Below are 26,519 nucleotides of genomic sequence, written 5' to 3'. Positions count from 1 at the left end.
AATGCTTCGTCACCGCTAGCGCATGGCCCGAAAACCGGAAGCGATTTGCGCTGGGATCATGCGCGAAATCAAAGTGCTCCACCGTCCTTGGTGCGCTTACCAGGACGTGCGGTGCTGGAGACGGTTGTCACGTGTCGGAAGTGGATGTCTCCTTCTGCTTTTTCGTTGCAAACGATGTCAGCGCGGACAGGAAATCACCCATGCCGGGCCGTCTCGTGGCGCTGAAGGGCAGGGGCCTTGCGGTCTCCATCGCAGCAATGCCGATGCGCGCCGTCATCATGCCGTTGACGACACCTTCGCCAAGCTTGGCCGAGAGCCGAGCAGCGAGGCCATGGCCGACGATCTGCTGAACGAAACTGTCGCCGACGGCAATCGAGCCGGTCACCGCCAGATGAGCGAGAACGCTGCGCGCCAGCCGGAAGAACCCCAGCGTGCCCGGCCGGCCGCCATAAAGTTCCGACAGCCGGCGAATCAGCCGGCCCGCTTCGAACACGACATAGGCGACGTCGACCAGAGCGCGAGGGCTGACCGCCGTCACCAGCGACACACGCTTTGCCGCTTCGAGGATCATCACCTTGGCGCGCGCATCGAGGGGGCCGAGGATTTCGGTCTCGGCCAGGCGCACCAGATTGCCACCGTCGATGATCTCGTCGCGCAAGTCTGCCAACGCACGTCTGCCGGCCGCGGTTTCGGGTTTGGCCGCGACAAAGGCCGAGAGTTCGTCGACCACGGCGCGAGCGGCCTTCGGATCGTCGCGGGCAATGGCGTCGAGTGCCCGCTTCTGTAGCTTTTCGACCTCGGCGAGGCGGGCGATCGCCAGGAATTCGCGGACGAGGATGACCAGAAGCGCCAGCACCGCGATCACGGCCATCCCGGCGGCAAGCCAGCCCAGCCATTCGGCACGTGCGAACAGATCGCGAATCAGCTGATCGGTCCAAAGGCCGAGGGCCAGCGAAACCAGAACGGCCAATGCGCCGAACAACAAGCCACCTGATATCGAACGCTTACGCGGCGCGGTGGCAGGCGGCGGTTCGGCGGCGATAATATCCGGCTCGTCGAAAACGTCGATTTCCGCTGGAGTGACGACGGCAAGATCAGCCTTCGCGGCGCGTGGCTTTCTGGCCGATGGAGCGTCGGGCTGCCGCAAGGCTGCCCGTTCTTTTGGCGCGGCTTCCGGCTCGATGCGAAAAGCCGCCGGCTTGCGGGGCGCGGTCATGCCAGACGATCTCCGATCAGGAACTGCAGGGCGCGGTCGAGCCTGATATGCGGCAGCGACAGCGTGACGCCTTCAGCCGTGCGTTCGAGCTTTGGCGGGCGAAAGCGCACGAAGCGGATTGCCGGGTCATCATTACTTTGTCGATGGTCTGGGCTTTGCCGATGGTCTGGGCTCTGCCGATGGTCTGGCCCAGAGACATCGAACACTGCATCAATTTTCTCCGGTAAATCACCGGGAAATATGGCTGTTTCGGTTTTTCCGTCAAATGTTTCGCCGTTGATCTTTTCATCTTTCAACGGTGTGCCAATGATGACCGGCAACGTCTCACGGCCTTGCTTGACCGTGCCTTCCCGGGTCGCGCGGACCGCCGCCAGGGCAACCACGTCGACATCGGCGCCGGTGAAATTCGCCCGCGCCACGGCACGGTCGGCGAGCCGCCGCACGATCGCCTGCAGCCGGTCGTGGCTTTCGTGGTGCAGATGGTCCGCCTTCGTCGCCGCCACCAATATGCGGTCGATGCGCCTTGAAAAAAAGTCGGTCAGGAAATTGCCGCGGCCGGGGCGGAAACAGGCGAGGATTTCGGTCACAGCACGTTCGAGATCGGCCATGGCGCCGGGGCCTGCGTTCAAGGCCTGCAGGGCGTCTATCACCACGATCTGACGGTCGAGGCGCGTGATGTGCTCCCGAAAGAACGGCTTTACGACATATGTCTTGTAGGCCTCATAGCGCCGCGCCATCATCGCCTGAAGCGACCCGGAACGCGCCCGCCGCTCACTCAGGCCCGGCAACGGCGCGAAGGTCAGCGCCGGCGAGCCCTCAAGATCGCCGGGCATCAGGAAACGGCCGGGTGGCAGGGTTGAAAGCGCCCGCTCGTCGAGCTTGCATGCCTTGAGATAAGCGGCGAAGCTCTCGGCGAGGCGGCGCGCCGTCATCTCGTCGGCGTCCGCATTCGGGTCGACTGCGGCAGAGAGCGCGCGCCATTCCTGCGAAAGGTCGGCGCGCACCGGCAGCACGGCCATCTCGAAGGCTTCGCGTGAGAAATCAGCGTAGGATTTGCCGAGCAGCGGCAGGTCGAGCAGCCATTCGCCGGGATAGTCGACGATATCGACCGACAATCTGCCTGATGAAAACATGCGGCTCCAGCCGGAGGCCGATTCATATTCGATGGTGAGCCTCAGTTCGGAAATGGCCCGTGTCGAATCTGGCCAGAGGCGGTCGTTGACCAGGGCCGCTACGTGATCCTCGTACTGGAATCGCGGTACGGCGTCATCCGGTTGCTCTTCGAGGAAGGCACGGGCGATGCGTCCCGATTTCTGCGCCGCGAACAGCGGCATGCGCCCGCCATGGATCAGATTGTGGACAAAGGCTGAGATGAACACTGTCTTGCCTGCGCGGGAAAGGCCAGTGACACCCAGCCGCAGCGATGGCGAAAAAAGCCCGGTAGCGCGCCCCGACAGCGTATCCAGGGCAATCTTCGCCTCGTCGGTGAAAGTGGTCAGCGATGATGCCAAAATGCGTCTCTCGGGGCTTCGGTACGACCCGATATAGACGCTGCCGCCTAGTGTGGCGAATCCGAAATTCGCAGTACCTTGGGGCAGCGCAGTGAGCGAATTTCGGAATCTAAGCCACACCAGCAAATCATTGAATTCGCGCATGAACCCGAACCATAGGCTCGGAAAGATCATGCGCAAAATTGAGTTCTGCAGCGTCCTTTGCGCGTCCAAGAGGACGCGCGGCGCTGTAGTGTGCTTTTGAAATGGCAGGAACTTCGCATCCACCACGCTAGGTTGAAATGGCATCAGAGATCGGCCGGCGTCACGAAGGCTTCGAGATAGCCGGTGCCTTGCGCGGCGTTGGCAAGACTGCCTGGAAAACGGACGACCGCGAGTCCGGAGGCCGGGAAGCCGTGGTTCAGAATTCCCCTCGCAGCCTCGTCGCCATCGCCCGAAAGCGCGATAGTGAGATCTTCCGTCATCGGGTTGTGGCCGATGACGAGCAGCGAGCCTGGCCCGCCATTGCCGCGGATGATCGAGAGATAACTGGCGGCGTCTTCGCTATAGAGCGTGTCCAAGAACAGGACCCGGCCTGTATCGGTGTGGCCTGCCAGGCCTTCCAGCGTCTGGCGCGCCCGCTTTGCGTTGGAGCAAAGGGTGAGGTCCGGAATGTAGCTGCGGGCCCGCATGGCCGCACCCATGGTTTCGGCGTCGGCGATGCCGGATGCGTCGAGCGGACGATCGAAATCGCGCATGCCGGGTAGGGCCCATCCGGCCTTGGCATGCCTCAACAGATAGAGCTTGCTCACCGGCCCCTCGCTTGTGCCAAACACCGAAACTCGCCAAAGGCGCTGCAGGATTAGCCATGAGAACGGCCTTATGCACAATGGCCGGCACCTTTCAAACCCAACAAATCATACGCGAATTCGGTCGTGCCCTTCATGCGAATGATGCGGCCAATACCGTTTTGCCCGACATTAACAATTGCGTGAAACTGTCGTCGATTACGCTTGTGCAGCATTCGGTCCGCGAATATATAGGCGCCAAAATTGGGGCTGTTTGGGTGAGTCGAATGAACGACATCGTTACTGCCGATTACGTACCCTCCGAAGACGAGCCGTTCATGAACGAACGGCAGAAATCCTACTTTCGCCTGAAGCTCGTCACCTGGAAGAACGACATACTGCGCGAAGCGCGCGAAACTCTCGAAATCCTGCAGCAGGAAAACGCCAACCACCCCGATCTCGCTGATCGCGCCTCTTCGGAAACTGACCGCGCCATCGAACTTCGCGCCCGCGATCGCCAGCGAAAACTCATTTCAAAAATTGATTCCGCGCTTCAGCGCATTGATGAAGGCACTTATGGCTATTGTGAGGAAACCGGCGAGCCCATCGCGCTGAAGCGGCTCGATGCGCGTCCGATCGCGACCTTGTCGATCGAGGCGCAGGAGCGCCACGAGCGCCGCGAGAAGGTCTACCGCGACGACTGAAGCACAGGCGGAGCGCCTAAAAAGCAGCCGATAGCGAATTTTGTCATGGCCGGTCTCCGGCCATTTTTTGTTAGCTGTTCGCTGCCCCGGTTTCTGGCCGGTTATCTTTTCTGGCTGGAAAGCTCGCCGAGAAGCTTCGTCATCTCGTCATCGAGAGACGACGGCGCCTTTACCGCCGGCTTGCTCTCCGGCTTGGTGGGGTGCGGGTCATCAAACGAGACCTCGAGCTCCCTCATCAGCGTATCGTCAATAGAATCCTGCTTTGGCGGGGAATCCTGTCTTGCCGGCGATGGCGCCTGTCGAAACGCAGTGGCGTTCGCCGATCCGTAGGCGGGCAGCGGCGTGATGGTCGCCGATTCATGGCTTTGCCCTGGCTTCGGCGCTGGCGCCAGTGCGGTCTGATGGGGCCGGACAGGCGTCGGGGCCGCGCTTACCGGCTGCGGAGGCGGTGCTTGCATCATTGGCGCAGGAGCCGGTTGAGGCGCGCGCGGCCGCGGTGCCGGCTGATGGCCGCCGCTATCTCCGGTCAGTGCAGGACGGCGCAGCGCCGACAGCCGGATGTCGCGTTCGACGACGACATCGGTTGGGCCTCCGATCAACAGCAGGTGCTCGATGTCGTCGCGGCGCACCAGCACCAACCGGCGGTGACTGTCGACAGCGGTGGCGTCCATGACGGCCAGGCGCGTCTTGCGGTTCCTGCCACCGGCAACGAATGTTCCAAAGGTCAGATTGCGGACCAGCTTGATGATCAGGAGAATAATGGCCAGAAGGACAAGCGCGACCAGCGTCCACAGGATTTCCGCGGCATAAGGACCTAAAACGCTATCCAGCCCTTGCATTAGTGCCCCCGTATCGGCTTTCGAAGAAAAGTGACACTAGACTGTTGCGGCACGCCCCTGCAAGTTGCCTTTCGCGCTTCTTGAACAGCTTGAAACGCCAATCTGGTGGATTTGAAGTTCCTGCGAATTGAGTGCGTCAGCGTTCCCACTTCAAATCCACCACACTGGATTTTCAGCAAGTTGGTGGCGCAGAACGGGCGTCATTTTTAGCGGACATTTGCCGCCAAGGCCTTTTCCGGACCCTGAGAATGTGATTCAACCGGGCAGGGGCAAGTACCGGATTTCACGAGCAGGGGGCATATGGCCAAGGAAGCGCGCGGCGATTTCTATCCGGTACCGATCGTCGACCAGAACACGCGACCGGGTGCGGTCACCCGGCTCATCGTCTTCATCGTCGTCCTGACCGGCGCCGCGATCGTCTTCGGCCTTTTCCGCGAACGTCTTGGCGATCCATTCCTGCTCGGAATGCTTGGTGTGCTGGCAATGATCGGCGTCGGCTTCCTGTTCGCGACCGCCATCGGCTTCGTGCAGATCACACCGCGCTCGACGAGTGACGAGCTATCGAAAGCGTTTGTCGATTCGATGTCGCAAGGTCTTCTGGTCACGGACACCAAGGGTCGTGTCGTCTACGCCAATCGGGCCTATGCCGACATGACGGGCGCCGCGTCCGCGGCGGATCTCAAGACGGTCGAAAGTTTGCTGTCCGACGTTCCCGAGGCCTCGGTGACCATATACCGGCTCGCCTCCGGCCTGCGCGACGGCCAGCCCGGCGACGGAGAGTTTCGGCTTGCGCAATCCATTCGACCCGGCGCCGAGCCGGGCGCGCGCTGGTATCGCGCCCGTGCCCGCGCCTTCAGCGTCCCTGGCCAGCGGCTGCCCTTGCTCGCCTGGCAACTCGCCGACATCTCGGAAGAACGGGCCGAGCAGGAGCGATTCTTCCTTGATCTGCAGGAGGCCATCGACCATCTCGACCATGCGCCGGCCGGCTTCTTTTCGGCCGACCAGGAAGGCCGCGTCACCTATATCAACGCCACGCTGGCGGAGTGGCTGGGCATCGACCTGACGAGCTTCACACCTGGTGCCGTTACGCTTCCGGAGATCGTCGCCGGCGACGGCATGGCGCTGGTCCGCTCAGTCAAGGCCGATCCCGGCACCACGCGCAATGCGGTCATCGATCTCGATCTGACGACGGTGAAAGGCGAGGCGCTGCCCGTGCGTTTCATGCATAGGGTCTCGGCCAGCCGCGAGGGTGTCAACGGTCCGACGCGCACCATCGTGCTCAACCGGACGCAAGGCGAGGACGCTTCCGCCGATCTTCGCGCCTCGGAGATCCGCTTCACCCGCTTCTTCAATTCGACGCCGATGGCAATAGCGGCGGTCGACAACAGTGGGCGCATCTTGCGCACCAACGCGCCTTTCCTGTCGCTGTTTTCCTCCGTCGTCGACGGGGACGCGGTCGATCGGCGCGTGCGGCTGGACACGGTGATCCATGAGCGCGACCGGCCCGCCTTTGCCGCGGCGTTCGAAAAAGCGCGACAAAGGCAGGCCGACATCGAACCGATCGATACGCTGCTGCCCGGCAATGAAGAACGGCACATGCGCTTCTACGTCAACGCGGTCGCCGACGGCACCGGCGAGGGCGCCGAAGAATCGGCCATCGTCTATGCCGTCGAGACCACCGAGCAGAAGGCGCTCGAGGGCCAGATGGCGCAAAGCCAGAAGATGCAGGCGGTCGGCCAGCTTGCCGGCGGCATCGCACACGACTTCAACAACGTCCTGACCGCCATCATCATGGCGTCGGACCTTTTGTTGACCAACCATCGCCCGTCGGACCCGTCCTTCCCCGACATCATGAACATCAAGCAGAACGCCAACCGGGCGGCTTCGCTGGTGAGGCAGCTTCTGGCCTTCTCGCGCAAGCAGACGCTGCGGCCGGAGGTGCTCAACCTGACCGACGTGCTTGCCGATCTGCGGATGCTGCTGGCCCGCCTGGTCGGAAGCGACATCAAGCTGAAGGTCGATCATGGCCGCGATCTGTGGCCGGTGAAGGTCGACATCGGGCAGTTCGAGCAGGTGGTGGTCAATCTGGCGGTCAATGCGCGCGATGCGATGCCGGCCGGCGGCGACCTCACCGTGCGCACCCGGAACGTGACGACAGAAGAGAGCGAAAGCCTTCCCTACCGCGAACTTGCGCCGGCCGATTACGTGGTGGTCGAAGTCGAAGACACCGGCAGCGGCATCGCCCCCGAAGTCCTCAAGAAGATTTTCGAACCCTTCTTCACCACCAAGGAGGTCGGCAAGGGCACCGGCCTCGGCCTGTCCATGGTCTACGGCATCATCAAGCAGACAGGCGGCTTCATCTTCTGCGATTCCGAGGTCGGCAAGGGATCGGTGTTCCGCATTTTCCTGCCGCGCTACATTGCTGAGGCGAGAAAGGCAGGCGAGCCCGGCGAGGCGCCGGTCGCACCGGCAAAGATCGCCGACGCAGCCAAGGATCTGTCGGGCTCGGCCACGGTGCTGCTCGTCGAGGACGAGGATGCCGTGCGCATGGGCGGCATGCGGGCGCTGACGTCGCGCGGCTACACCGTCCACGAAGCGTCCTCGGGCGTCGAGGCGCTGGAAGTCTTCGAGGCGCTCGACGGCAAGGTCGACATTGTCGTTTCCGACGTGGTGATGCCTGAGATGGATGGGCCGACGCTGCTTGGCGAACTGCGCAAGCGGCAACCCGACATCAAATTCGTCTTCGTTTCCGGTTACGCCGAGGATGCGTTCGCCAAGAACCTGCCGGCAGACGCGCATTTCGGTTTCCTGCCGAAGCCGTTTTCGCTCAAGCAACTGGCCACAATCGTCAAGGATGTGCTGGAATCTTAGGGCATACTAATTCTCGCACTTGCGAAATGGCGTGAGACTGCCATGATTATGGCGAAACGGGCGGCGGGTTTTGGGGGAGCATGCCGTGACGCCGCACAACGAGGCAGGCAAAGGTGATTATGCCGCAACAGTGCTGTTGCCGGGCGATCCGCAGCGTGCCGAATGGATGGCGGAAACCTTTCTGGAGGCGCCGCGCTGCGTCAATCGTCGAAGGGAGGCCCTCGGTTTTACCGGCCTGTTTCGCGGCAAGCCCGTCAGCATCCAGTCCACCGGCATCGGCGTCTCGTCATTCCTGATCTACGCGCATGAATTGCTGGACTTCCATGGCGTGAGGACACTGATCCGCACCGGCACCTGTGGCGCCCTGACGGCGGCGGTTAAACTGCGCAGCCTGGTGATCTCGCAGTCGGTGCGGGGTGAAAGTGCAGAGAGCGGCCAGGTCTTGGGGCTCTACGGTGCTGATGCCGGCCCCGATCCGGCCCTTTATGCCCAGGCATTGACGCGGGCTGCCGAAATCGGCATCGAACATCAGGCCGGGCTGACCATCTGCAGCGATATATTCTATCATCCCCAGGGGCGCGATCGCTTCGCCGAAGCACAGGCACAGGGCGCGCTGGCCGTGGATATGGAGACCAGTGCGCTCTATCGCATCGCCGCGCATTTCGGCGCCCGGGCCCTGTCGATGCTGACTGTCGTCGACAATGTGGTGACCGGCGAGCAAACCGACTATTCCGAACGCCAGGCGCTTTTCACCGATATGACCCGCCTGGCACTCGATGTTGCGATCGAAAGTTAAGCCGCTTCCCGTTTCGGGGCCGAGTGTTCTTCGATGCCCGGCCGATGGCCACGCAGATAGAGAGCACAGGTCGTGCGCAGCATCGAGGCGAAGTTCGGAATCTGGCCATTGATCTCGATGGCCTCGTCATAAAGCTTCGAGATGAATTTCGGCGTCGTCAGACCTTGGCTGTCGGCGATCTCGTCGAGCAATGCCCAGAACGTCGCCTCGAGTTGGATGCTCGTCGAGTGCCCGTCGATGCGGATCGATCGATTGATCTGCCGGTAGCCCTCCGGATCCTGCCCGGCAAAAACCCTGCACATCGTTACCTCCCGTTCTTATTGGTCTTGGCCATTCTTGTTGATTTTAGGCGCAATCAGCAGCGACTCGCGCCTTTGAGCAGTGCCTATCGTGGCAAATTATCTTCAGCTGGAAAGCGGAAAACAGCAATCGGACTTTCGTCCTTAAAAGCGCGTCGCGTTTGAATGGATTCATGCGACGCGCTTTTAGGCCTCGTTCTTATGCATGTCGTTATCGCAAAACCGCTGCGCACTTTTGCGCGACATGCATTAGCGGTTTGCCACCCCGTCGTTAGATTAGCGCGTGGTAATCGGCTGCCACCACCTCTGCCGCAAACCGCGCATAATCACGCCGACGCGCACAAGGCGCTGCTGCGACGGAGTGTCATTTGGCGAAGACGATCCACACCATGATCCGGGTTCTGGACGAGGCCCGGTCCATCGACTTCTACCGGAAAGCCTTTGGGCTGGACGTCGCTGAACGGCTCGATTTCGAAACCTTCACGCTCGTCTATCTGAGCAATGCCGAGGCGGAGTTCGAGGTCGAGCTCACCGTCAACAAGGGCCGCCAGGAGCCTTATGCGCTCGGCGACGGCTACGGCCATCTCGCGGTTTCGGTCGCCGATCTGGACAGCGAACATGACCGGCTCGGCGCGCTTGGCCTCGCCCCGAAGAAGATCGTCGAGTTCAACCTCGACGGAGCGCTGCTCGCGCGCTTCTTCTTCATCGAGGATCCCGACGGCTACAAGATCGAGGTCCTGCAGCGTCAGGGCCGGTTCAAATAGGAGACATTACGGCCGCGCCGGCCAGCGCGGCGCCAGCCAGGGCACCTTCGGGTGCAGATAGCAAGCAAGGGAGGAACAAATGGTCACGATTTATGAGAGAAAGCCGGCCCATGAAAAGAAGCCCGGCCTATCGCGCCGCGAGCTTCTGAAGCGCGGCGGTGTCGGCGCGTTGCTGGTCATTTCAGGCAGCGCCGTCATCAGCCCGGAACATGCCTGGGGTCTTGAGACATCCGCGCTCAAGCCCGAAACCATGGCGACCCTGATCCAGATGGCGCGTGACATCTACCCGCACGATCAAGTGCCTGACAAATATTACGCAATCGCCGTCAAGGCCCACGATGAGCAGGCCGGGAAAGACCCCACCCACAAAGATCTTATCGAAAAGGGCATTGCCGATCTCGACGTGAAGTCGGGCAAGGGCGGCTACACCGGTCTCGGCTGGGAGGAGCAGCGCGTTGCCGTGCTGAGAGAAATCGAGGACACGCCGTTCTTCCAGGCAGTCCGCGGCGGGCTTGTCGTCGGCCTCTACAACCAGAAGGAGGTCTGGCCGATCTTCGGCTACGAGGGCGAGTCCTACTCCAAGGGCGGCTACATGGCGCGCGGGTTCGACGACATCGAGTGGCTCTGAGCCCCATCGTCCCAAACCGTACACAACAGATATCACGGGAGGAAACCATGGCAGCACCATTTGATCTCAAGAACGATGGCGTGGTCGTCATCATCGGCTCGGGCGCCGGCGGCGGCACGCTCGGCAACGAACTCGCGCAGAAGGGCATCGATGTCGTCATCCTGGAAGCGGGCGCCCGCCACGAATATGAGGATTTCATCAACGACGAGTGGGATTCATTCGCCCAGCTCGCCTGGACGGACAAGCGCACGACCTCGGGAGACTGGCGGGTGGCGAAGGATTTCCCCAATCTGCCGGCTTGGATCGTCAAGGCGGTCGGCGGCTCGACCACGCACTGGGCGGGCGCCTCGCTGCGCTTTCAGGAGCATGAATTCAGAACGCTTTCGACCTACGGAAAACTGGAAGGCGCGAACCTGCTCGATTGGCCGATCACGCTTGCCGAGCTGGAGCCCTACTACGCAAAGGCCGAAGACAGACTAGGCGTGACGCTCACCAACAACATCCCGGGCCTTCCCGGCAACAACAACTTCAAGGTGATGAAGGCCGGCGCCGACAAGCTCGGCTACAAGGAGTGCCACACCGGCCGGATGGCAATCAATTCCGAGCCGCGCGACGACCGCAATGCCTGCCAGCAGACCGGCTTCTGCTTCCAGGGCTGCAAATGGGGCGCCAAATGGTCGACGCTCTACAGCGAAATTCCCAAGGGCGAGGCGACCGGCCATCTCGAGGTCAGGCCAAACGCCATGGCGATCAAGATCAACCACGATCCCAGCGGCAAGGTGACCGGCGTCGTTTATGCCGACAAGGACGGCAAACTTCAGGAACAGAAGGCCCGCATCGTCGCCGTCGCGGGAAATTCGATCGAGAGCCCGCGGCTGCTGCTCAATTCGGCATCGAGCCAGTTTCCCGACGGCCTTGCCAATTCGTCGGGGCAGGTCGGCAAGAACTACATGCGCCACACCACGGGCTCGGTCTACGGCATCTTCGACAAGCCGGTGCATATGTATCGCGGCACCACCATGGCCGGTATCATCCGCGACGAAGCCCGCAACGATCCCTCGCGCAGCTTCGTCGGCGGCTACGAGTTGGAGACGCTGTCGCTCGGCCTGCCGTTCATGGCCGCCTTCCTTAATCCCGGCGGCTGGGGGCGTTCCTTCACCACGGCGCTCGACCACTACGACCATATGGCCGGCATGTGGATCGTCGGCGAGGACATGCCGCGCGAGGAAAACCGCATCACGCTGCATGCCGATATCAAGGACGAGCACGGCATGCCGGTGGCGGACGTCCATTTCGACGACCATGCCAACGACACGGCGATGCGCAACCACGCCTACAAGCAGGGCTCGGCGCTCTACGCGGCGGTCGGGGCGACGCGGACCTTCCCGACGCCACCCTATCCGTCGACCCATAATCTCGGCACCAACCGGATGAGCGAGAAGGCGGCCGACGGCGTCGTCAACAAGCATGGCCAGGCGCACGACATCAAGAACCTGTTCGTGTCGGATGGCAGCCAGTTCACCACCGGCGGCGCTGAAAATCCGACATTGACGATCGTGTCGCTGGCGATCCGTCAGGCTGACTATATCGCCGAACAGATGTCGGCCAAGAGCATTTAGCCATACCCTCCCGACTGCCTGCTGGCGCGAAACCTCGCAAGGTTTCGCGCCTCTTCCTGTAGGCTGTTCAACGCTTTGTGCAGGTCGAGGCGGTGAAGGCGCCGTCAGGCTGCTTCATGATGATGTCGAAGGACGGGCTGGTTTGACCGTCCAGGGTGGCTTGTGTGAGCGAGATCGAGTTGCCGCCGGTCGTATAGCCGCCCAACGGACCCAACCAGGTAATCTCGCCGTTTGCATCCATCTGATAGTTGTAGCCCTGCCGGGCGGTTCCGAAGATCACCGGGCCGCTATAGACATTTCCCTTGATGGTGATGTCGCCAAGGCTGAGGAACATGCCAAGCAGATAGACTTCGCAGTGATAGGTGCCGTCCGGCAATTTGCCGTCGGTGAAGTCGGCGCGTGCGCCGCCGGTGGCCGCAACCAGAAGCATGGTGCTGAAAATACAAGAAATCCTGGAGGCCATGACGTCGCTCTTTTGAAGATCGAACTTGCCCCATTTTCCTGCTGCGCTGCAACGGTTCGCTGTCTTTGATCTGGTTCTGCTCAAAATTGGCGCATTAATTCGCGAGTGATCAAAAATTAGGCGAGAGTGGGGGAGTTTTTTCCAGGCAGAGCACCGGCGGCGGCGCTTATCTTTGGCGGCTAATATATTAACCGGCTGATAGGGCTGGGAAATCCAAGCCCACTTAATTTTGCTCCCGCGGTTGGCACAGCCGTTGCATGGTCTGTTTGCGATGCGATCAACCAGCTAGGGAGTTTGAAATATGAGGGGCAGTTTCTCGACAATCACAAAAATGCTTTCGGCAGGCGCGGTTACGGCCGGCCTGCTGATGAGCGTCCCGGCCAGGGCGGCTGACGACACGATCAAGGTGGGTATTCTCCACTCGCTGTCGGGGACCATGGCGATTTCGGAGACGACGCTGAAGGACGCCATGCTGATGCTCATCGAAGAGCAGAATGCAAAGGGCGGCCTGCTCGGCAAGAAACTCGAAGCGGTCGTCGTCGATCCGGCTTCGAACTGGCCGCTGTTCGCCGAAAAGGCGCGCGAGCTGATCTCCAAGGACAAGGTCGCGGCGGTGTTCGGTTGCTGGACCTCGGTGTCGCGCAAGTCGGTGCTGCCGGTGTTCAGCGAGCTCGACAACATCCTGTTCTACCCCGTCCAGTATGAGGGCGAGGAGAGCGAGCGCAACGTGTTCTACACCGGCGCGGCGCCGAATCAGCAGGCTGTTCCGGCCGTCGACTATCTGATGAGCGAGGACGGCGGTTCGGTGAAGCGCTGGGTGCTTGAAGGCACCGACTATGTTTACCCGCGCACCACCAACAAGATCCTTGAAGCCTATCTGAAGGCCAAGGGCGTCGCTGCTGAAGACATCATGGTCAACTACACGCCGTTCGGCTTCTCCGATTGGCAGACCGAGGTCTCGGCGATCAAGAAGTTCGGCTCGGCCGGCAAGAAGACCGCCGTCGTCTCGACCGTCAATGGCGACGCCAACGTGCCGTTCTACAAGGAACTCGGCAATCAGGGCATCAAGGCCGAGGACATCCCGGTCATGGCCTTCTCGGTCGGCGAGGAAGAGCTTGCCGGCCTCGACACCGCGCCGCTCGTCGGTCATCTCGCCGCCTGGAACTATTTCCAGAGCATCGATACGCCCGAGAATGCGAAGTTCATTGCCGACTGGCACAAGTTCATCAAGAACGACAAGCGCACCACCAACGACCCGATGGAAGCCCACTATGTCGGCTTCAACATGTGGGTGAAGGCGGTTGAGAAGGCCGGCACCACCGATCCTGACAAGGTCATCGACGCCGTGATCGGCGTCTCGGTGCCGAACCTGACCGGTGGTTATTCGACCATGATGCCGAACCATCACATCACCAAGCCTGTGCTGATCGGCGAAATCCAGGCCGACGGCCAGTTCGAGACCGTCTCGCAGACGCCTGGCCTGGTGATGGGTGACGAGTGGTCTGACTATCTGGCTGATTCGAAGGACCTGATCTCCGATTGGCGCGCGCCTCTGTCCTGCGGCAACTTCAATGTTGCAACCGGCAAGTGTGGCGGCAAGGGAACCAACTGATCCTCCCGGGTCTGACGGTCGTGGATTTCTCCACGACCCAGACCGCGACGCGTCCGGGCGAGCTCCTCCTCTCCTCCAGCCCGCCCGGACGCGAAGTTCAACCCTTCAAGAGTCGCCAGAAACGATGATCTTCACCCGCGCGATCGGCCTGACGCTGCTGCTCCTCCTGGGGATGCTGTCGCCGTCGCACGCTGCCGAAGCGGATCTGCGCGCCATCATCGCCAAATTTGCCACTGCCTCGAATTTTTCGGCCACCGAAGCTGTCGTGCGCGAGCTCGCGGCCACCGGTGATACTGCCGTCGAACGCCCGCTTGGCGCGCTTGCGGAGGGCGATCTTTACGTCCGCAAGGCCGATTCGCTGGTTTTCATCGGCAAGGAAGGTGGCGGCAGCGTTGCGCTGCTCGACCCGCTGAGCGGTGAAAAATCCGGCGACGCGGCCAAGGGCGAGATCACCAAGATCAAGGTCAACAATACGCTGCGCCGCGCCATCCGCGATGCGCTGGGCACGCTGACGCTCGGCGCGAAAGATCCGGCCGCGCGCATTGCTGCCGCCGACACCATGTTCAAGACGCCCGATGCCACAAACATCGAGCCACTCGATGCCGCCATCACCAGCGAGAGCGTGGCAAGCGTCAAAGCGCTGCTCGAACAGGCCCGCGCCGCATCGGTTCTGGTGTCGGACAGGCCGGAGGCCGACAAACTCGCAGCGATCGCCCTGATCGGCGCGCGCGGCGATCGCAACGCACTGTCCCTGCTCACCGCCGTCGAGGCCAATTCCGAAGGCGCGGTCAAGGACGCGGCGACGGCGGCGATCGCCAACATCAATTCGACGCTGGCGCTGTGGGATGCGGGCCAGAACATCTGGTACGGCATCTCGCTCGGATCGGTGCTGCTGCTGGCGGCGATCGGTCTCGCCATCACCTTCGGCGTCATGGGGGTCATCAACATGGCGCATGGCGAAATGGTCATGCTCGGCGCCTACACGACCTTTGTCGTGCAGGAAGTGATCCGAAGCTCCTTTCCCGGCCTGTTCGACTGGTCGCTGGTCATCGCACTGCCGCTCGCCTTCTCGGTCGCGGCGCTTGTCGGCCTTGTCATCGAGCGGGGCGTGATCCGTTTCCTTTACGGCCGGCCGCTGGAGACGCTGCTGGCGACATGGGGCGCCTCGCTGATCCTGCAGCAGGCCGTGCGCACCATCTTCGGGCCGACGAACCAGGAGGTCGGCAACCCGTCATGGATGTCGGGTTCGTTCGATATCGGCCAGCTCGCCGTGACCTGGAACCGGCTCTGGATACTGGTATTCGCGCTCGGCGTGTTCGCGGTGCTGCTTTATGTGATGAAGCGCACGCCCTGGGGCCTGCAGATGCGCGCCGTCACCGCCAACCGCCGCATGGCCGCTTCGATGGGCATCAGGACACCATGGGTCGACGCGCTGACCTTTGCATTGGGGTCCGGCATTGCAGGCATCGCCGGTGTCGCGCTCAGCCAGATCGACAATGTCTCGCCCAATCTCGGCCGCGGCTACATCATCGACAGCTTCATGGTCGTCGTCTTCGGCGGCGTCGGCAATCTCTGGGGCACGCTGGTCGGCGCCTTCTCGCTCGGCATCGTCAACAAATTCCTTGAACCCTATGCCGGGGCAGTCCTCGGCAAGATTGTCGTGCTGGTCCTCATCATCCTGTTCATCCAGAAGCGCCCGCGCGGCCTTTTCGCGCTGAAGGGCAGGTCGGTGGAAGCATGATCACGGGACGCTTCTTCGCCGCCGGCGCCGACCGCCGCATCGCGATCACGATCTTCATCCTTTTGGCGGTCGCCTTCATCGTGCCGCTGCTCAATCTTGCGGTCTCGCCGACGAGTGCGTTCTACGTGCCGTCCTATGTCGTCGCGCTCACCGGCAAGTATCTCTGCTACGCGCTGCTCGCCTTGGCGCTCGATCTCGTCTGGGGCTATTGCGGCATCCTTTCGCTCGGCCACGGCGCTTTCTTCGCGCTCGGCGGCTATGCGATGGGCATGTATCTGATGCGCCAGATCGGTTCGCGCGGCGTCTACGGCAATCCGCTGCTGCCGGACTTCATGGTGTTCCTGAACTATAGGGAATTGCCGTGGTTCTGGTACGGTTTCGACCAGTTCTGGTTTGCCGCGATCATGGTGCTTGCGGTGCCCGGCCTGCTCGCCTTCGTCTTCGGCTGGTTCGCCTTCCGCAGCCGCGTCACCGGCGTCTATCTGTCGATCATCACCCAGGCGATGACCTATGCCCTGCTGCTTGCGTTTTTCCGCAACGACATGGGTTTCGGCGGCAACAACGGCCTGACCGATTTCAAGGATATTCTCGGCTACAACGTGCAGGCGGATGCGACACGCTCGGCATTGTTCGCGGCCAGCGCCGTCACGCTGGCGCTCGCCGTCTTCGTCACCTGGGCAATCGTCGGTTCCAAATACGGCAAGCTGCTGATGGCGGTGCGCGACGCCGAGAGCCGCACGCGCTTTCTCGGCTGGCGCGCGGAGAACGTCAAACTGTTCGCCTTCACCGTGTCGGCTGTCATGGCCGGCATTGCCGGCGCGCTCTACGTGCCGCAGGTCGGCATCATCAATCCAGGCGAGTTCGAGCCGTCCAATTCGATCGAGGTCGTGGTGTGGACGGCCGTCGGCGGGCGCGGCACCATCGTCGGGCCGATCATCGGCGCGCTTGTGGTCAATGCCGGCAAATCCTGGTTCACCGGCGTGCTGCCCGAGTTCTGGCTGTTTGCGCTGGGCGGCCTGTTCGTCGCCGTAACGCTGTTCCTGCCCAAGGGCATTGTCGGCATGTGGGATTCCTGGCGCGGCAATGCCAAGGCGCTGCGTGCGGCCTCGACCGCCGAGGAAGCCGGCACCGATCCGGATGTCCCGGCGCCGAAGATCGTTCGCAGTGCCGCGAGGACGCCCGGCGACTGGTCGGCATCCAGCCCCGAACCGCAGCCGGCGGAGTGAGCGATGTCGAAGAGCAACACCATCCTCTATCTCGACGGCGTCTCGGTTTCCTTCGACGGCTTTCGCGCCATCAACAATCTGTCGCTGGTGCTCGACAAGGGCGAGATGCGGGCAATCATCGGTCCCAACGGCGCCGGCAAGACCACGATGATGGACATCGTTACCGGCAAGACGCGGCCCGACGCGGGCGAGGTTTTCTTTGACGGCCAGGTCGACCTGACCAAACATGACGAGGCCGAGATCGCCATGATGGGCATCGGCAGGAAATTCCAGAAGCCGACCGTCTTCGAAAGCCACACGATCGAGGAGAACCTGATGCTGGCGCTGAAGGGCCCACGCTCGATCTTCCCGGCGCTGTTCCATCGCCGTTCGGCCGCGGAAGTGCGGCAGATCGACGATATCCTCGGCATCACCCGGCTGGGCGACAAGCGCGATGAACTCGCCGCCAATCTCAGCCACGGACAGAAGCAATGGCTCGAGATCGGCATGCTGCTGGCGCAGGATCCGAAGCTGCTGCTGGTCGACGAACCGGTCGCCGGCATGACCGACGCCGAGACCGAGGAGACCGCGCGGCTGCTCAAGGATATTGCGCGCGACCACTCGGTCGTCGTCGTCGAGCACGACATGCATTTCGTGCGCGAGCTCGGCGTCAAGGTCACCTGCCTGCACGAAGGTTCGGTCCTTTCCGAAGGCTCGCTCGATTTCGTATCGGCCGACGAGCGTGTCGTCGAAGTCTATCTGGGGAGATGATATGGTCTGGCGCGTTCCGTTCCATCATTTCGACCTTTCGTTCTTCAGGCGTTGGAGAAGGCGCTGACCATGCTCGAAGTCTCCAATGCCACGCTGCACTACGGCGCCGCCCAGGCGCTGCGTGGCGTCTCGCTGAAGGCCGGCGCGGGCAAGATCACCTGCGTGCTCGGCCGCAACGGCGTCGGCAAAACCAGTTTGATGAGATCGATCGTCGGCCACCACCGGCTGACGAGCGGAAGCGTTGCCTTCGAGGGGAAGGCGCTCGACCGGAGCGCGGCGTATGATCGCGCCCGGTCGGGCATCGCATTCGTGCCGCAGGGCAGGGAGATCTTCCCGCTGCTCTCCGTGCGGGAAAACCTCGAATCGGGCTTTGCGCCATTGAAGCGCGCCGACCGCAACATTCCCGGCCATGTCTTCGAATTGTTTCCGGTGCTGAAGCAGATGCTCGGCCGCCGGGGCGGTGATCTTTCCGGCGGCCAGCAGCAGCAGCTTGCCATCGGCAGGGCACTGGTGATGCGGCCGAAACTGCTGGTGCTCGATGAGCCGACCGAGGGCATCCAGCCGTCGATCATCAAGGATATCGGCCGCGCCATCCGCTATCTGCGCGACCAGGCCGGCATAGCCGTGCTGCTGGTCGAACAGTATCTCGATTTCTGCCGGGAACTGGCAGACGAGGTCAACATCATGGACCGCGGGCAGATCGTCCACACCGGCCCGGCCGAGGATCTCGACCGGGCGGATGTTCGCAAGTTCCTGACCGTTTAATCGCAGACCCTCGAGATTAGCCGAACCATCTCTCCCCTCGTCATCCTGCGGCGAAGCAAGGAGCGAAGCGACGCGGCGCAGAGCCCAGGATCCATGCCGTGACATCCGCCGAAGAGTGCAGCGGTCAAGAATAGAAGCCGTTCTCCCCCCATCCTGGATTCTGCACTGTGGCGATGCTCTGAAGTTACAGCGTTGGGTCTTCGCTCCGCTTCGCGTCACTGCGCCCAAGGATGACGAAATCACGAAAGCCGCTCAGTCTTTCCTGAACGCCTCTGGCGCGCTGAAGATTGCATGCTAGGCTTTATTTGGCCTTGTTGAGTCGGCCGCTTTCCGTATCAGTCTCGTTGACGGATCAAGGTGAGGCGTGGGCTCAGCCGGCACGTTCTGTGCAAGCAACCCCTTCCTGCGATCCGATTTTTGTTCGACGCATTTGGGGCACTTGGGCCAGGGACGCCGATGGAACGTTACGTCGAGGACTACCAGAAACGACGGCTCACCGAGCGCGTCGACATCATGACCGCCATCAATATTCTGAAATCGCAAGGATACGACCGCGACGAGCTGATTGCAGAGATCACCAAGGTCTTCTACGTCGATCTCGATACCTACAACGAGGTCGTGACGGCGGCGTGAGGGCTGACGGAAGGGGCGGACGCGCTATACCGCCAAGTGGCTAACTTGCGCGTCGGAAGGTCGAGGCCGCGACGCGGTTGCGACCGCCACGCTTGGCGGCATAGAGCGCCTTGTCGGCGGCGCTGAGCACCTTGTCAAAGCTCATGCCGTCCTTGCTGCCGAAAGCGTATCCGGCGCTGACCGTACATGTCAGGGGACGGGTTTCGGTCTCGATGACGCGCGCGGCGAAGGCGGTGCGTATACGCTCGGCGGTGAACTCCACCGCTTCGGGCAGGGTGCGCTTCAGAACCAGCGCGAATTCCTCTCCGCCCATGCGCGCGGCGACATCGGTGGGGCGAAGGTTCTCGACCAGTTCCTCGGCGAACACTCTCAGCACCTGATCGCCCGTGGCGTGCCCGAACTCGTCGTTGATGGCCTTGAAGCCGTCGAGGTCGAACACGACCACCGCCGTGAAAGCCCCGATCGGGGCGCCGCCATTGAGATCGAACAGCGCGCGGCGATTGAGCAGGCCGGTCAGCGGATCAGTCAGTGCGTCCAGACGGTGATATCGGGCCGGACGGCCCTGGTTGAGTGCCAGCGAAAGGGCGCCGATGCCGGTTATGCTGGCGATGACGACGACGAGGCTCAGATCCTCCGCCCAGTTGCTGGGCGCATGCCCGAGGACAAGCTTCCCATCCCATGCAAGAGCCATGGCGCACAGCACAAAGGAAATGCCGGTGGCCGAGTAGAGCACGGTAAGGCCGATGATCGGGACAGGAGCTTCAGCGCGTCCGACCCAGTACTGATAGGCCGTTGCAAACAGAAGCAGGGCGGCAAGGAAATTTTCGAATATGAAGCCGAGCCCGTCATATCCGAGCGCCATCGGCGGCAGCGCCAGGGCAAGCGAGATGCAGCTGCCGAGTACCGTCAGCGGGATCGGCGACTGGCCTGACCTGAACTGGTAGGCGGCGCCCAGCATGGTCGAGAACCCAACCAGGAGCAAGGCGAAGGTCGCGATGCCGAGGATGCGTCCGGGCGTCTCGATATAGTCCTCGTATATGAATACGTCGCCGACGACCAACAACGCGCTGATCGACCACGTCAGCAGAAACTTTTCAGTTCGCGCGGTCAGCCAGATGCCGAACAACGTCAGGCTCAGGCAGGCGGCGGAAAAACCGACAGCCAGCAGAAGTGAGTGGTAGTCGAGCGACATGCCCTAACCCGCGGCTGCCCCAGCTCCGCGAATTCATGCAGCAAGGAGGTATCGATAAGGTTACGACGGCTGTGAAGATGCCATGATTCGACGTTGTCAGCCGGTGACGCGCTTCATCAGCGCCATGGCGCCGAACGGCGCGCGGACCTTGCCCTCGGTGATGAAGTAGACGAACACATCGCGCGGTTTGACCGGTGCGTCGGTTGACGGATCGGTGCGCGGCAGGTCGGCCGGCGCCTTGCCTTCCGCCCAGGTTTTTGCCCGTGCCGCCCATTCGTCGAGCGCCTTTGGCGTGTAGCAGTCGGGATTATCATCGCTGCCGGTCTGCAACCGGACATAGATGAAATCGCCGGTGATGTCGGCGATCGCAGGATATTTGGCGTGGTCGGCGTAGACGATCGCCACCTTGTATTTGCGCGCCAGGGCAGCGAATTCCGGCACGACGAAGCTGTCGTTGCGCACCTCCACCGCATGGCGCAGCGCAACGCCGTCCTGCTTTTCAGGCAAAAGCTTGAGGAAGGCCTCGAAATCGTCCGGATCGAACTTTTTGGTCGGCGCGAACTGCCACAGGATCGGCCCGAGCTTGTCGCCGAGTGCGGCGACGCCCGACCCCAGGAAGCGCATCATCGACTCGCCGGCCTCGCCGAGCACGCGGCGGTTGGTGACGAAGCGGTTGCCTTTCAGCGAATAGACAAAACCGTCCGGCGCCTCGTTAGCCCATTTGACGAAGGTCGGCTCCTTGAAACTCGAATAATAGGTGCCGTTGACCTCGATGCTCGGCACGTGCCGGGTAGCGTAGTGCAGCTGTTTCGCCTTGGACAGCTTGTCCGGATAGAAGGACGCGTCCCATGGCTCGAAGGTCCAGCCGCCCATGCCGGCGCGGATTGTTCCTGATTGAGTCATTATCGTCCTCCCGGTCTGTAAAAAATCAGGCGATTGCTATCGTCTCAAACCGTCTTCGCCATGTCGACGATGGTCCATACTGGCCGGTATGGATTGGGCCGACGACCCGTTTCGTGAAAGCCATAGGCTTTGTAGAGCGCGATGTTTCGTTCCATCCTGGCGTTGGTGTAGAGCCGCACCTCGGGCAAATGCCACAGGCGCGTCTGTTCGTCCGCCCACTTGAGCAGTGCGATGCCGAAACCCTTGCCCTGGAAAGCAGGGCCGACGGCGACGGAGAAGATCATCGTGTGGTTTGGGTGCCGCTCGAGGACAATCAGTCCGGCCGGCTCGCCGCTGCTTTCCAGCAGCCAGGCCTCGCCGCGTTCGATCCGCGGCGCATAGTCCTCGGTGACCGGGATCGGCGGGGCGCCAAGCAAGGTGGTGTAAGGCGCATAGGCGGCTTCGTTCAGCCGGACGATTGTGGTGAGATCCTCAGCAAGCGCTCTTCTGATCTTCATTTGAAGGTTCTTCCAACGCCAGCCAGTCCTCACTCACTCCGCCGCTTCGCGCTTGCCTCCGGGCCGCCGCTCCAGCAATTCCCGCAGGAACTGGCCGGTGTAGCTGCGCTTCTCGCGGACGATGTCCTCCGGCGTGCCTGACGCCACCAGCTCGCCGCCGCCGTCGCCACCTTCGGGACCGAGATCGAGCACCCAGTCGGCGGTTTTTATCACCTCGAGATTGTGCTCGATGACGACCACCGTGTTGCCCTGGTCGACCAGCTCGTGCAGCACTTCCAAGAGCTTGGCGACGTCGTGGAAATGCAGGCCGGTCGTCGGCTCGTCGAGGATATAGAGCGTCTTGCCGGTCGCCTTGCGCGACAGTTCCTTGGCGAGCTTGATGCGCTGCGCCTCGCCGCCCGACAGCGTCGTCGCCTGCTGGCCGACATGGATGTAGCCGAGGCCGACCTGCTTCAGCGTCTCCAGCTTGTCGCGTACGCCGGGCACGGCGGCGAAGAAATCGACGCCCTCCTCGACCGTCATGTCGAGCACGTCGGCAATCGACTTGCCCTTGAACAAGACGTCGAGCGTCTCGCGGTTGTACCGCTTGCCATGGCAGACATCGCAGGTGACGTAGACGTCCGGCAGGAAGTGCATCTCGATCTTGATGACACCGTCGCCCTGGCAGGCCTCGCAACGGCCGCCTTTGACGTTGAACGAGAAGCGACCCGGCTGATAGCCACGTGCCTTGGACTCGGGCAGGCCGGCGAACCAGTCGCGGATCGGCGTAAAGGCGCCGGTGTAGGTGGCGGGATTGGAACGCGGCGTCCGTCCAATCGGCGACTGATCGATATCGATGACCTTGTCGAGGAATTCGAGGCCCTCGATGCGGTCGTGCTCGGCCGGGTGCTCGCGCGAACCCATGATGCGGCGCGACGCTGCTTTGAACAACGTCTCGATCAGGAAGGTCGACTTGCCGCCGCCGGACACGCCGGTGACGGCGGTGAAGGTGCCGAGCGGGATTTCGGCGGTGACGTTCTTCAAATTATTGCCGCGCGCGCCGACGATCTTCAGGCGCCGGTTCTTCTTGGCCTCGCGCCGCACCGCCGGCATCGCCACTTCGAGCTCGCCTGACAGATATTTGCCGGTGATCGAGGCGGGGCTGGCCATGATCTGCTGCGGCGTTCCCTGGGCGATGATGTGGCCGCCATGGATGCCGGCAGCCGGGCCGATATCGACGACGTAGTCGGCATGCAGGATGGCGTCCTCGTCATGCTCGACGACGATCACCGTGTTGCCGATGTCGCGCAGATGCTTCAGCGTGTCGAGCAGGCGCGCATTGTCGCGCTGGTGCAGGCCGATCGACGGCTCGTCCAGCACATAGAGCACCCCTGTCAGGCCGGAGCCGATCTGCGAGGCCAGCCGGATGCGCTGGCTCTCGCCGCCCGACAGCGTGCCGGAATTGCGCGACAGCGTCAGATAGTCGAGCCCGACATCGTTCAGGAAGCGCAACCGCTCGCGGATCTCCTTGAGCACGCGCACGGCGATCTCGTTCTGCTTGTCGCTGAGCGACCCGGGCAGCTCGGTGAACCATTGGTCGGCCTTGCGGATCGACAGCTCGGTAACCTCGCCGATATGCTTGCCGGCAATCTTCACCGCAAGCGCTTCCGGCTTCAGCCGGTAGCCGCGGCAGGCCGGGCAAGGCGTGGCCGACATGAAGCGCTCGATCTCTTCGCGCATCCAGGCCGATTCGGTCTCCTTCCAGCGCCGCTCCAGATTGGGAATGACACCTTCGAAGGTCTTGGTCGTCTTGTAGGAGCGCAGGCCGTCATCATACTGGAAAGTGACCTCGCGCTCGCCAGTGCCATGCAGGATGGCCTGCTTTGCCTCTTCGGTCAGATCCCGGAACTTGTCGCCGAGCTTGAAGCCATACGCCTTGCCCAGCGCCTCCAGCGTCTGCACGTAATAGGGGGAGGTCGATTTCGCCCATGGGCTGACGGCGCCGGCACGCAGCGACAGATTGTCGTCTGGCACGACCAGGCTGGCGTCAATGGCACGCTGGCTGCCGAGGCCGTCGCAGGTTGGGCAGGCGCCGAACGGGTTGTTGAAGGAGAACAGCCTAGGCTCGATCTCGGGAATGGTGAAGCCGGACACCGGGCAGGCGAACTTCTCCGAAAAGAGAATACGTTCGTGCGTCTCGTTCTTCGACTTGTTGACTGAATCCTCGCCGGTCTGGCTGCCGTCGAGCGGCCGGTCAGCGAATTCCGCCACCGCCAGCCCATCTGCGAGCTTCAGCGCGGTTTCGATGGAATCGGCAAGCCGCGTCGCCAGATCGCCGCGCACGACGATGCGGTCGACGACGACGTCGAGGTCATGCTTGTATTTCTTGTCCAGCGCCGGCACGTCGGCGATTTCGTAGAAGACGCCGTCGACCTTGACGCGCTGAAAACCCTTTTTCTGCAGTTCCAGCAGCTCCTTGCGGTATTCGCCTTTGCGGCCGCGCACCATCGGCGCCAGGATGAACAGACGCGTGCCTTCCTCGACCGCCAGCACGCGGTCGACCATCTGCGACACCGTCTGGCTCTCGATCGGCAGGCCGGTGGCCGGCGAATAGGGGATGCCGACGCGTGCGAACAGCAGCCGCATGTAATCGTAGATTTCGGTAACGGTGCCGACTGTCGAACGTGGGTTCTTCGAAGTGGTCTTCTGCTCGATTGAGATAGCCGGCGACAGGCCGTCGATCTGGTCGACGTCAGGCTTCTGCATCATTTCGAGGAACTGCCGCGCATAGGCCGACAGGCTCTCGACATAGCGGCGCTGGCCCTCGGCATAGATGGTGTCGAAGGCGAGCGACGACTTGCCGGAGCCCGACAGGCCGGTCATGACGATCAGGCTGTCACGCGGCAAGTCGAGATCGACATTCTTCAGATTGTGTTCGCGCGCGCCGCGAATGGAAAGATATTTATGGTCGGCCATCGCCGGTCGCCGCCTCAGATCTGGAATCTCATGGGATGGCGGGTTGTCCCGGCCATCCCCTATGTAGGTAATTTCGTCACCTTTTCGAGAGACGCCACAACTCTCGACCAGAGCCTTTAACCGTCTTTCGCGCGGGCGGGCAAGCGGAAAGAACAAAGACCGAACACGCTCCTGACAAAAGCGCCCATGTAATCCACGGCCGACGCCGCGCTACTCAAAACGGATGCAAATTTCGGATTCGCCACACAAGCGATCACATTTTTTGTAATCGGCTATCCAACGGTTGACGTCTCAGCCTCAGAGAGTCAGACTTCAGACGTCAACCGAAGCCGGCCGTCTTTCGATGGCCTCGCCACCCAAGGTGGCCTGCGAGACGCCGCAGGCTTTTGCGATATGCGCTTCGGACGACACCGGTCGCAATGGACAGAAAAGGAGAGCAGAGGAATGACTCCACCGCACAGTCCCTTGAGGCTCCACGTGTCGCTGGAGCCGCGGCAGGCATAAGTGCCAGGGCCAGGCGTTCGCGCCGCCCGACAAACCGTGACTTGCCGATCCCCATTAAAATCAGAGACTACTAGTCGGATCGTCGGCTGAACGCCGCGAAGCATCCGAAATCAAAAGCCGGCAGTGTACTCCCGGCAAGTTTGGATTTTAGATCCAAAAAAAGCCCCGACCGTTTGCAGAAGCATCGGCGGGGCTGTTCGTTTCAGGATAGCCGCAAGCGCATGCGAGCCGTGAGATTGTGGCAGCTATGAAGACTGATGGGGGTGTCCTACCGCCGGGGGGCATTGATCGTGCCGGCACCGACATCGAAAGTTATGCTGCCGGAAATCCTGACGTCGGTATCGCCGATCTTGAACTGGCCGTCACCGGTGCTGGGCACGGCATCGTCGGGTTCGGGAGCCGGTCTGGCGATGCGATAGTCGTCAGCCACGCTTGGCAGCATGCCTTCCTGGGGCGGCGTTGAACTGTTTTCAGCGAACGCCGTGCCGGAGGTCATGGCCGCGACGGCGATGCCGATGATCAGTCGGTTCAAGCAAGTGCGTGAAATCCTAGACATCGACGGACTGTATTGCCGCGCCATGGTCGAAGCCAGACCGGTGGCGATCAAACTTGCCGAATGACTTGGCCGACGTTGCTCATGAGCCGGCTACCCTTTCACGCCGCCCTTTTACGCGTGTCAAAAACATGATCGACGAGGCCCCAAGTCTTTGCCTCCTCGGCGGTCATGAAATGGTCGCGGTCGAGCGTTCGTTCGACCTCTTCGAAGGTGCGACCGCAATGGTGCGCGTAAAGCTCGGTCATGCGCCGCTTGGTCCTGAGGATGCCTTCGGCGTGGCGCTCGATGTCGGAGGCCTGGCCCTGGAAACCGCCTGACGGCTGGTGCAGCAGGACGCTGGTGTTGGGCAGCGCGATGCGCCGGCCCGGCGTGCCCGCCATCAGCAGGAAAGAGGCCATCGAGGCGGCAAAGCCCATGCACACAGTCGATACCGGACTGCTTATATACTGCATCGTGTCGTAGATGGCGAAACCGCTGGTCACCACGCCGCCCGGCGAGTTGATGTAGAGCGATATCTCCTTGTCAGGATTGTCGGATTCCAGCGACAGAAGCTGGGCACAGACCAGCGCCGACACGTTGTCGTCGATCGGACCGTTGATGAAGACGATGCGCTCGCGCAGCAGCCGCGAAAAAATGTCGAAGGCGCGTTCGCCGCGGCTCGACTGCTCGATCACCATCGGCACCAGGCTAGCAAAACCGCTCATCGCT

General features: G+C 62.0%; 24 protein-coding genes. 12 read left to right on the top strand and 12 right to left on the bottom strand.

The genetic code is table 11. The annotated features are described in order from the left end of the window. Positions 1-127: 127 nt before the first annotated feature. From AC0L3N_RS09895 to AC0L3N_RS09885, 3 genes are all read right to left on the bottom strand, one after another. On the bottom strand, positions 128-1,216 hold the full coding sequence (locus AC0L3N_RS09895) for a YcjF family protein (RefSeq protein WP_473547409.1): 1,089 nt from the start codon (positions 1,214-1,216) through the stop codon (positions 128-130). Next, positions 1,213-2,727 carry a YcjX family GTP-binding protein gene (locus tag AC0L3N_RS09890; RefSeq protein WP_473547408.1) on the bottom strand — a complete coding sequence of 505 codons (1,515 nt, stop codon included), beginning with the start codon at positions 2,725-2,727 and terminating at the stop codon, positions 1,213-1,215. Before AC0L3N_RS09890 ends, AC0L3N_RS09895 begins: the two co-directional genes overlap by 4 nt. 287 nt (positions 2,728-3,014) lie before the next feature. Continuing rightward, positions 3,015-3,518, bottom strand: coding sequence for a SixA phosphatase family protein (locus AC0L3N_RS09885; RefSeq protein WP_473547406.1), 504 nt, complete (start codon positions 3,516-3,518; stop codon positions 3,015-3,017). Between the two features lie 263 nt (positions 3,519-3,781). On the opposite strand from AC0L3N_RS09885, the gene dksA reads away from it, so the two are divergent. Then, positions 3,782-4,198 carry an RNA polymerase-binding protein DksA gene (dksA, locus tag AC0L3N_RS09880; RefSeq protein ID WP_006202025.1) on the top strand — a complete coding sequence of 139 codons (417 nt, stop codon included), beginning with the start codon at positions 3,782-3,784 and terminating at the stop codon, positions 4,196-4,198. A 101-nt stretch (positions 4,199-4,299) separates the two neighbouring features. Here dksA and AC0L3N_RS09875 read toward each other — a convergent pair whose 3' ends face one another. Continuing rightward, a complete protein-coding gene (locus AC0L3N_RS09875) occupies positions 4,300-5,037 on the bottom strand; it encodes a flagellar biosynthetic protein FliO (RefSeq protein WP_123145781.1) in 738 nt (245 codons plus the stop codon). A 300-nt stretch (positions 5,038-5,337) separates the two neighbouring features. Between AC0L3N_RS09875 and cckA the strand changes: the two genes are divergently transcribed. Further along, positions 5,338-7,908, top strand: coding sequence for a cell cycle histidine kinase CckA (cckA, locus tag AC0L3N_RS09870; protein WP_473547403.1), 2,571 nt, complete (start codon positions 5,338-5,340; stop codon positions 7,906-7,908). An 85-nt stretch (positions 7,909-7,993) separates the two neighbouring features. Beyond that, positions 7,994-8,704 carry a purine-nucleoside phosphorylase gene (locus AC0L3N_RS09865; RefSeq protein WP_123145783.1) on the top strand — a complete coding sequence of 237 codons (711 nt, stop codon included), beginning with the start codon at positions 7,994-7,996 and terminating at the stop codon, positions 8,702-8,704. Here AC0L3N_RS09865 and AC0L3N_RS09860 read toward each other — a convergent pair. Beyond that, entirely contained in the window at positions 8,701-9,006 is a 306-nt protein-coding gene (locus AC0L3N_RS09860) for a ribbon-helix-helix domain-containing protein (protein ID WP_123145784.1), read from the bottom strand. The genes AC0L3N_RS09865 and AC0L3N_RS09860 overlap by 4 nt on opposite strands. 365 nt (positions 9,007-9,371) lie before the next feature. On the opposite strand from AC0L3N_RS09860, the gene AC0L3N_RS09855 reads away from it, so the two are divergent. From AC0L3N_RS09855 to AC0L3N_RS09845, 3 genes are all read left to right on the top strand, one after another. After that, the gene (locus AC0L3N_RS09855; RefSeq protein WP_473547401.1) at positions 9,372-9,767 is read left to right on the top strand and encodes a VOC family protein; all 396 of its coding nucleotides are present in this window, start codon (positions 9,372-9,374) and stop codon (positions 9,765-9,767) included. A 79-nt stretch (positions 9,768-9,846) separates the two neighbouring features. Continuing rightward, positions 9,847-10,395, top strand: coding sequence for a gluconate 2-dehydrogenase subunit 3 family protein (locus AC0L3N_RS09850; protein WP_473547398.1), 549 nt, complete (start codon positions 9,847-9,849; stop codon positions 10,393-10,395). Positions 10,396-10,442: 47 nt separating this feature from the next. Then, positions 10,443-12,014, top strand: coding sequence for a GMC family oxidoreductase (locus AC0L3N_RS09845; RefSeq protein WP_473547396.1), 1,572 nt, complete (start codon positions 10,443-10,445; stop codon positions 12,012-12,014). Positions 12,015-12,081: 67 nt separating this feature from the next. Here the strand turns inward: AC0L3N_RS09845 and AC0L3N_RS09840 are convergent, their stop codons facing one another. Further along, positions 12,082-12,477: a hypothetical protein gene (locus tag AC0L3N_RS09840; protein ID WP_473547394.1), complete on the bottom strand. Its 396-nt coding sequence runs from the start codon at positions 12,475-12,477 to the stop codon at positions 12,082-12,084. A 301-nt stretch (positions 12,478-12,778) separates the two neighbouring features. Here AC0L3N_RS09840 and urtA point away from each other — a divergent pair, with 301 nt between their 5' ends. The 6 genes from urtA (at position 12,779) to AC0L3N_RS09810 (ending at position 19,204) form a co-directional block, all read left to right on the top strand. Continuing rightward, positions 12,779-14,089 carry an urea ABC transporter substrate-binding protein gene (gene urtA / locus AC0L3N_RS09835; protein ID WP_473547392.1) on the top strand — a complete coding sequence of 437 codons (1,311 nt, stop codon included), beginning with the start codon at positions 12,779-12,781 and terminating at the stop codon, positions 14,087-14,089. A 124-nt stretch (positions 14,090-14,213) separates the two neighbouring features. Further along, complete coding sequence (gene urtB / locus AC0L3N_RS09830) at positions 14,214-15,830, top strand: urea ABC transporter permease subunit UrtB (RefSeq protein ID WP_473547391.1); 1,617 nt, start codon at positions 14,214-14,216, stop codon at positions 15,828-15,830. Next, complete coding sequence (gene urtC / locus AC0L3N_RS09825; protein ID WP_473547389.1) at positions 15,827-17,056, top strand: urea ABC transporter permease subunit UrtC; 1,230 nt, start codon at positions 15,827-15,829, stop codon at positions 17,054-17,056. Before urtB ends, urtC begins: the two co-directional genes overlap by 4 nt. A gap of 3 nt (positions 17,057-17,059) precedes the next feature. Further along, the gene (urtD, locus tag AC0L3N_RS09820) at positions 17,060-17,806 is read left to right on the top strand and encodes an urea ABC transporter ATP-binding protein UrtD (protein WP_473547387.1); all 747 of its coding nucleotides are present in this window, start codon (positions 17,060-17,062) and stop codon (positions 17,804-17,806) included. Between the two features lie 69 nt (positions 17,807-17,875). Beyond that, positions 17,876-18,571 (top strand): urea ABC transporter ATP-binding subunit UrtE, encoded by a 696-nt coding sequence (gene urtE, locus AC0L3N_RS09815; protein WP_473547385.1) that lies wholly within the window; start codon positions 17,876-17,878, stop codon positions 18,569-18,571. A gap of 456 nt (positions 18,572-19,027) precedes the next feature. Next, positions 19,028-19,204: a hypothetical protein gene (locus AC0L3N_RS09810; RefSeq protein WP_473547383.1), complete on the top strand. Its 177-nt coding sequence runs from the start codon at positions 19,028-19,030 to the stop codon at positions 19,202-19,204. 40 nt (positions 19,205-19,244) lie between these two features. On the opposite strand, the gene AC0L3N_RS09805 is transcribed toward AC0L3N_RS09810, so the two are convergent. The 6 genes from AC0L3N_RS09805 to AC0L3N_RS09780 form a co-directional block, all read right to left on the bottom strand. Beyond that, complete coding sequence (locus tag AC0L3N_RS09805; protein ID WP_473547381.1) at positions 19,245-20,396, bottom strand: GGDEF domain-containing protein; 1,152 nt, start codon at positions 20,394-20,396, stop codon at positions 19,245-19,247. Between the two features lie 96 nt (positions 20,397-20,492). Beyond that, positions 20,493-21,299, bottom strand: a complete 807-nt coding sequence (locus tag AC0L3N_RS09800) for a DUF72 domain-containing protein (protein WP_473547379.1) — start codon at positions 21,297-21,299, stop codon at positions 20,493-20,495. A 44-nt stretch (positions 21,300-21,343) separates the two neighbouring features. Next, positions 21,344-21,796, bottom strand: a complete 453-nt coding sequence (locus tag AC0L3N_RS09795; protein ID WP_473547377.1) for a GNAT family N-acetyltransferase — start codon at positions 21,794-21,796, stop codon at positions 21,344-21,346. A 33-nt stretch (positions 21,797-21,829) separates the two neighbouring features. Beyond that, a complete protein-coding gene (gene uvrA, locus AC0L3N_RS09790; protein WP_473547375.1) occupies positions 21,830-24,751 on the bottom strand; it encodes an excinuclease ABC subunit UvrA in 2,922 nt (973 codons plus the stop codon). A 772-nt stretch (positions 24,752-25,523) separates the two neighbouring features. Further along, on the bottom strand, positions 25,524-25,751 hold the full coding sequence (locus tag AC0L3N_RS09785; RefSeq protein WP_473547626.1) for a hypothetical protein: 228 nt from the start codon (positions 25,749-25,751) through the stop codon (positions 25,524-25,526). Positions 25,752-25,909: 158 nt separating this feature from the next. Further along, the gene (locus AC0L3N_RS09780) at positions 25,910-26,515 is read right to left on the bottom strand and encodes an ATP-dependent Clp protease proteolytic subunit (RefSeq protein WP_473547373.1); all 606 of its coding nucleotides are present in this window, start codon (positions 26,513-26,515) and stop codon (positions 25,910-25,912) included. Positions 26,516-26,519 lie beyond the last annotated feature (4 nt).

It is taken from the genome of Mesorhizobium sp. WSM4807 (assembly GCF_055811615.1).
The sequence above is the reverse complement of the archived record's forward strand: the minus strand, read 5'-3'. Positions and strand labels throughout refer to the sequence as shown.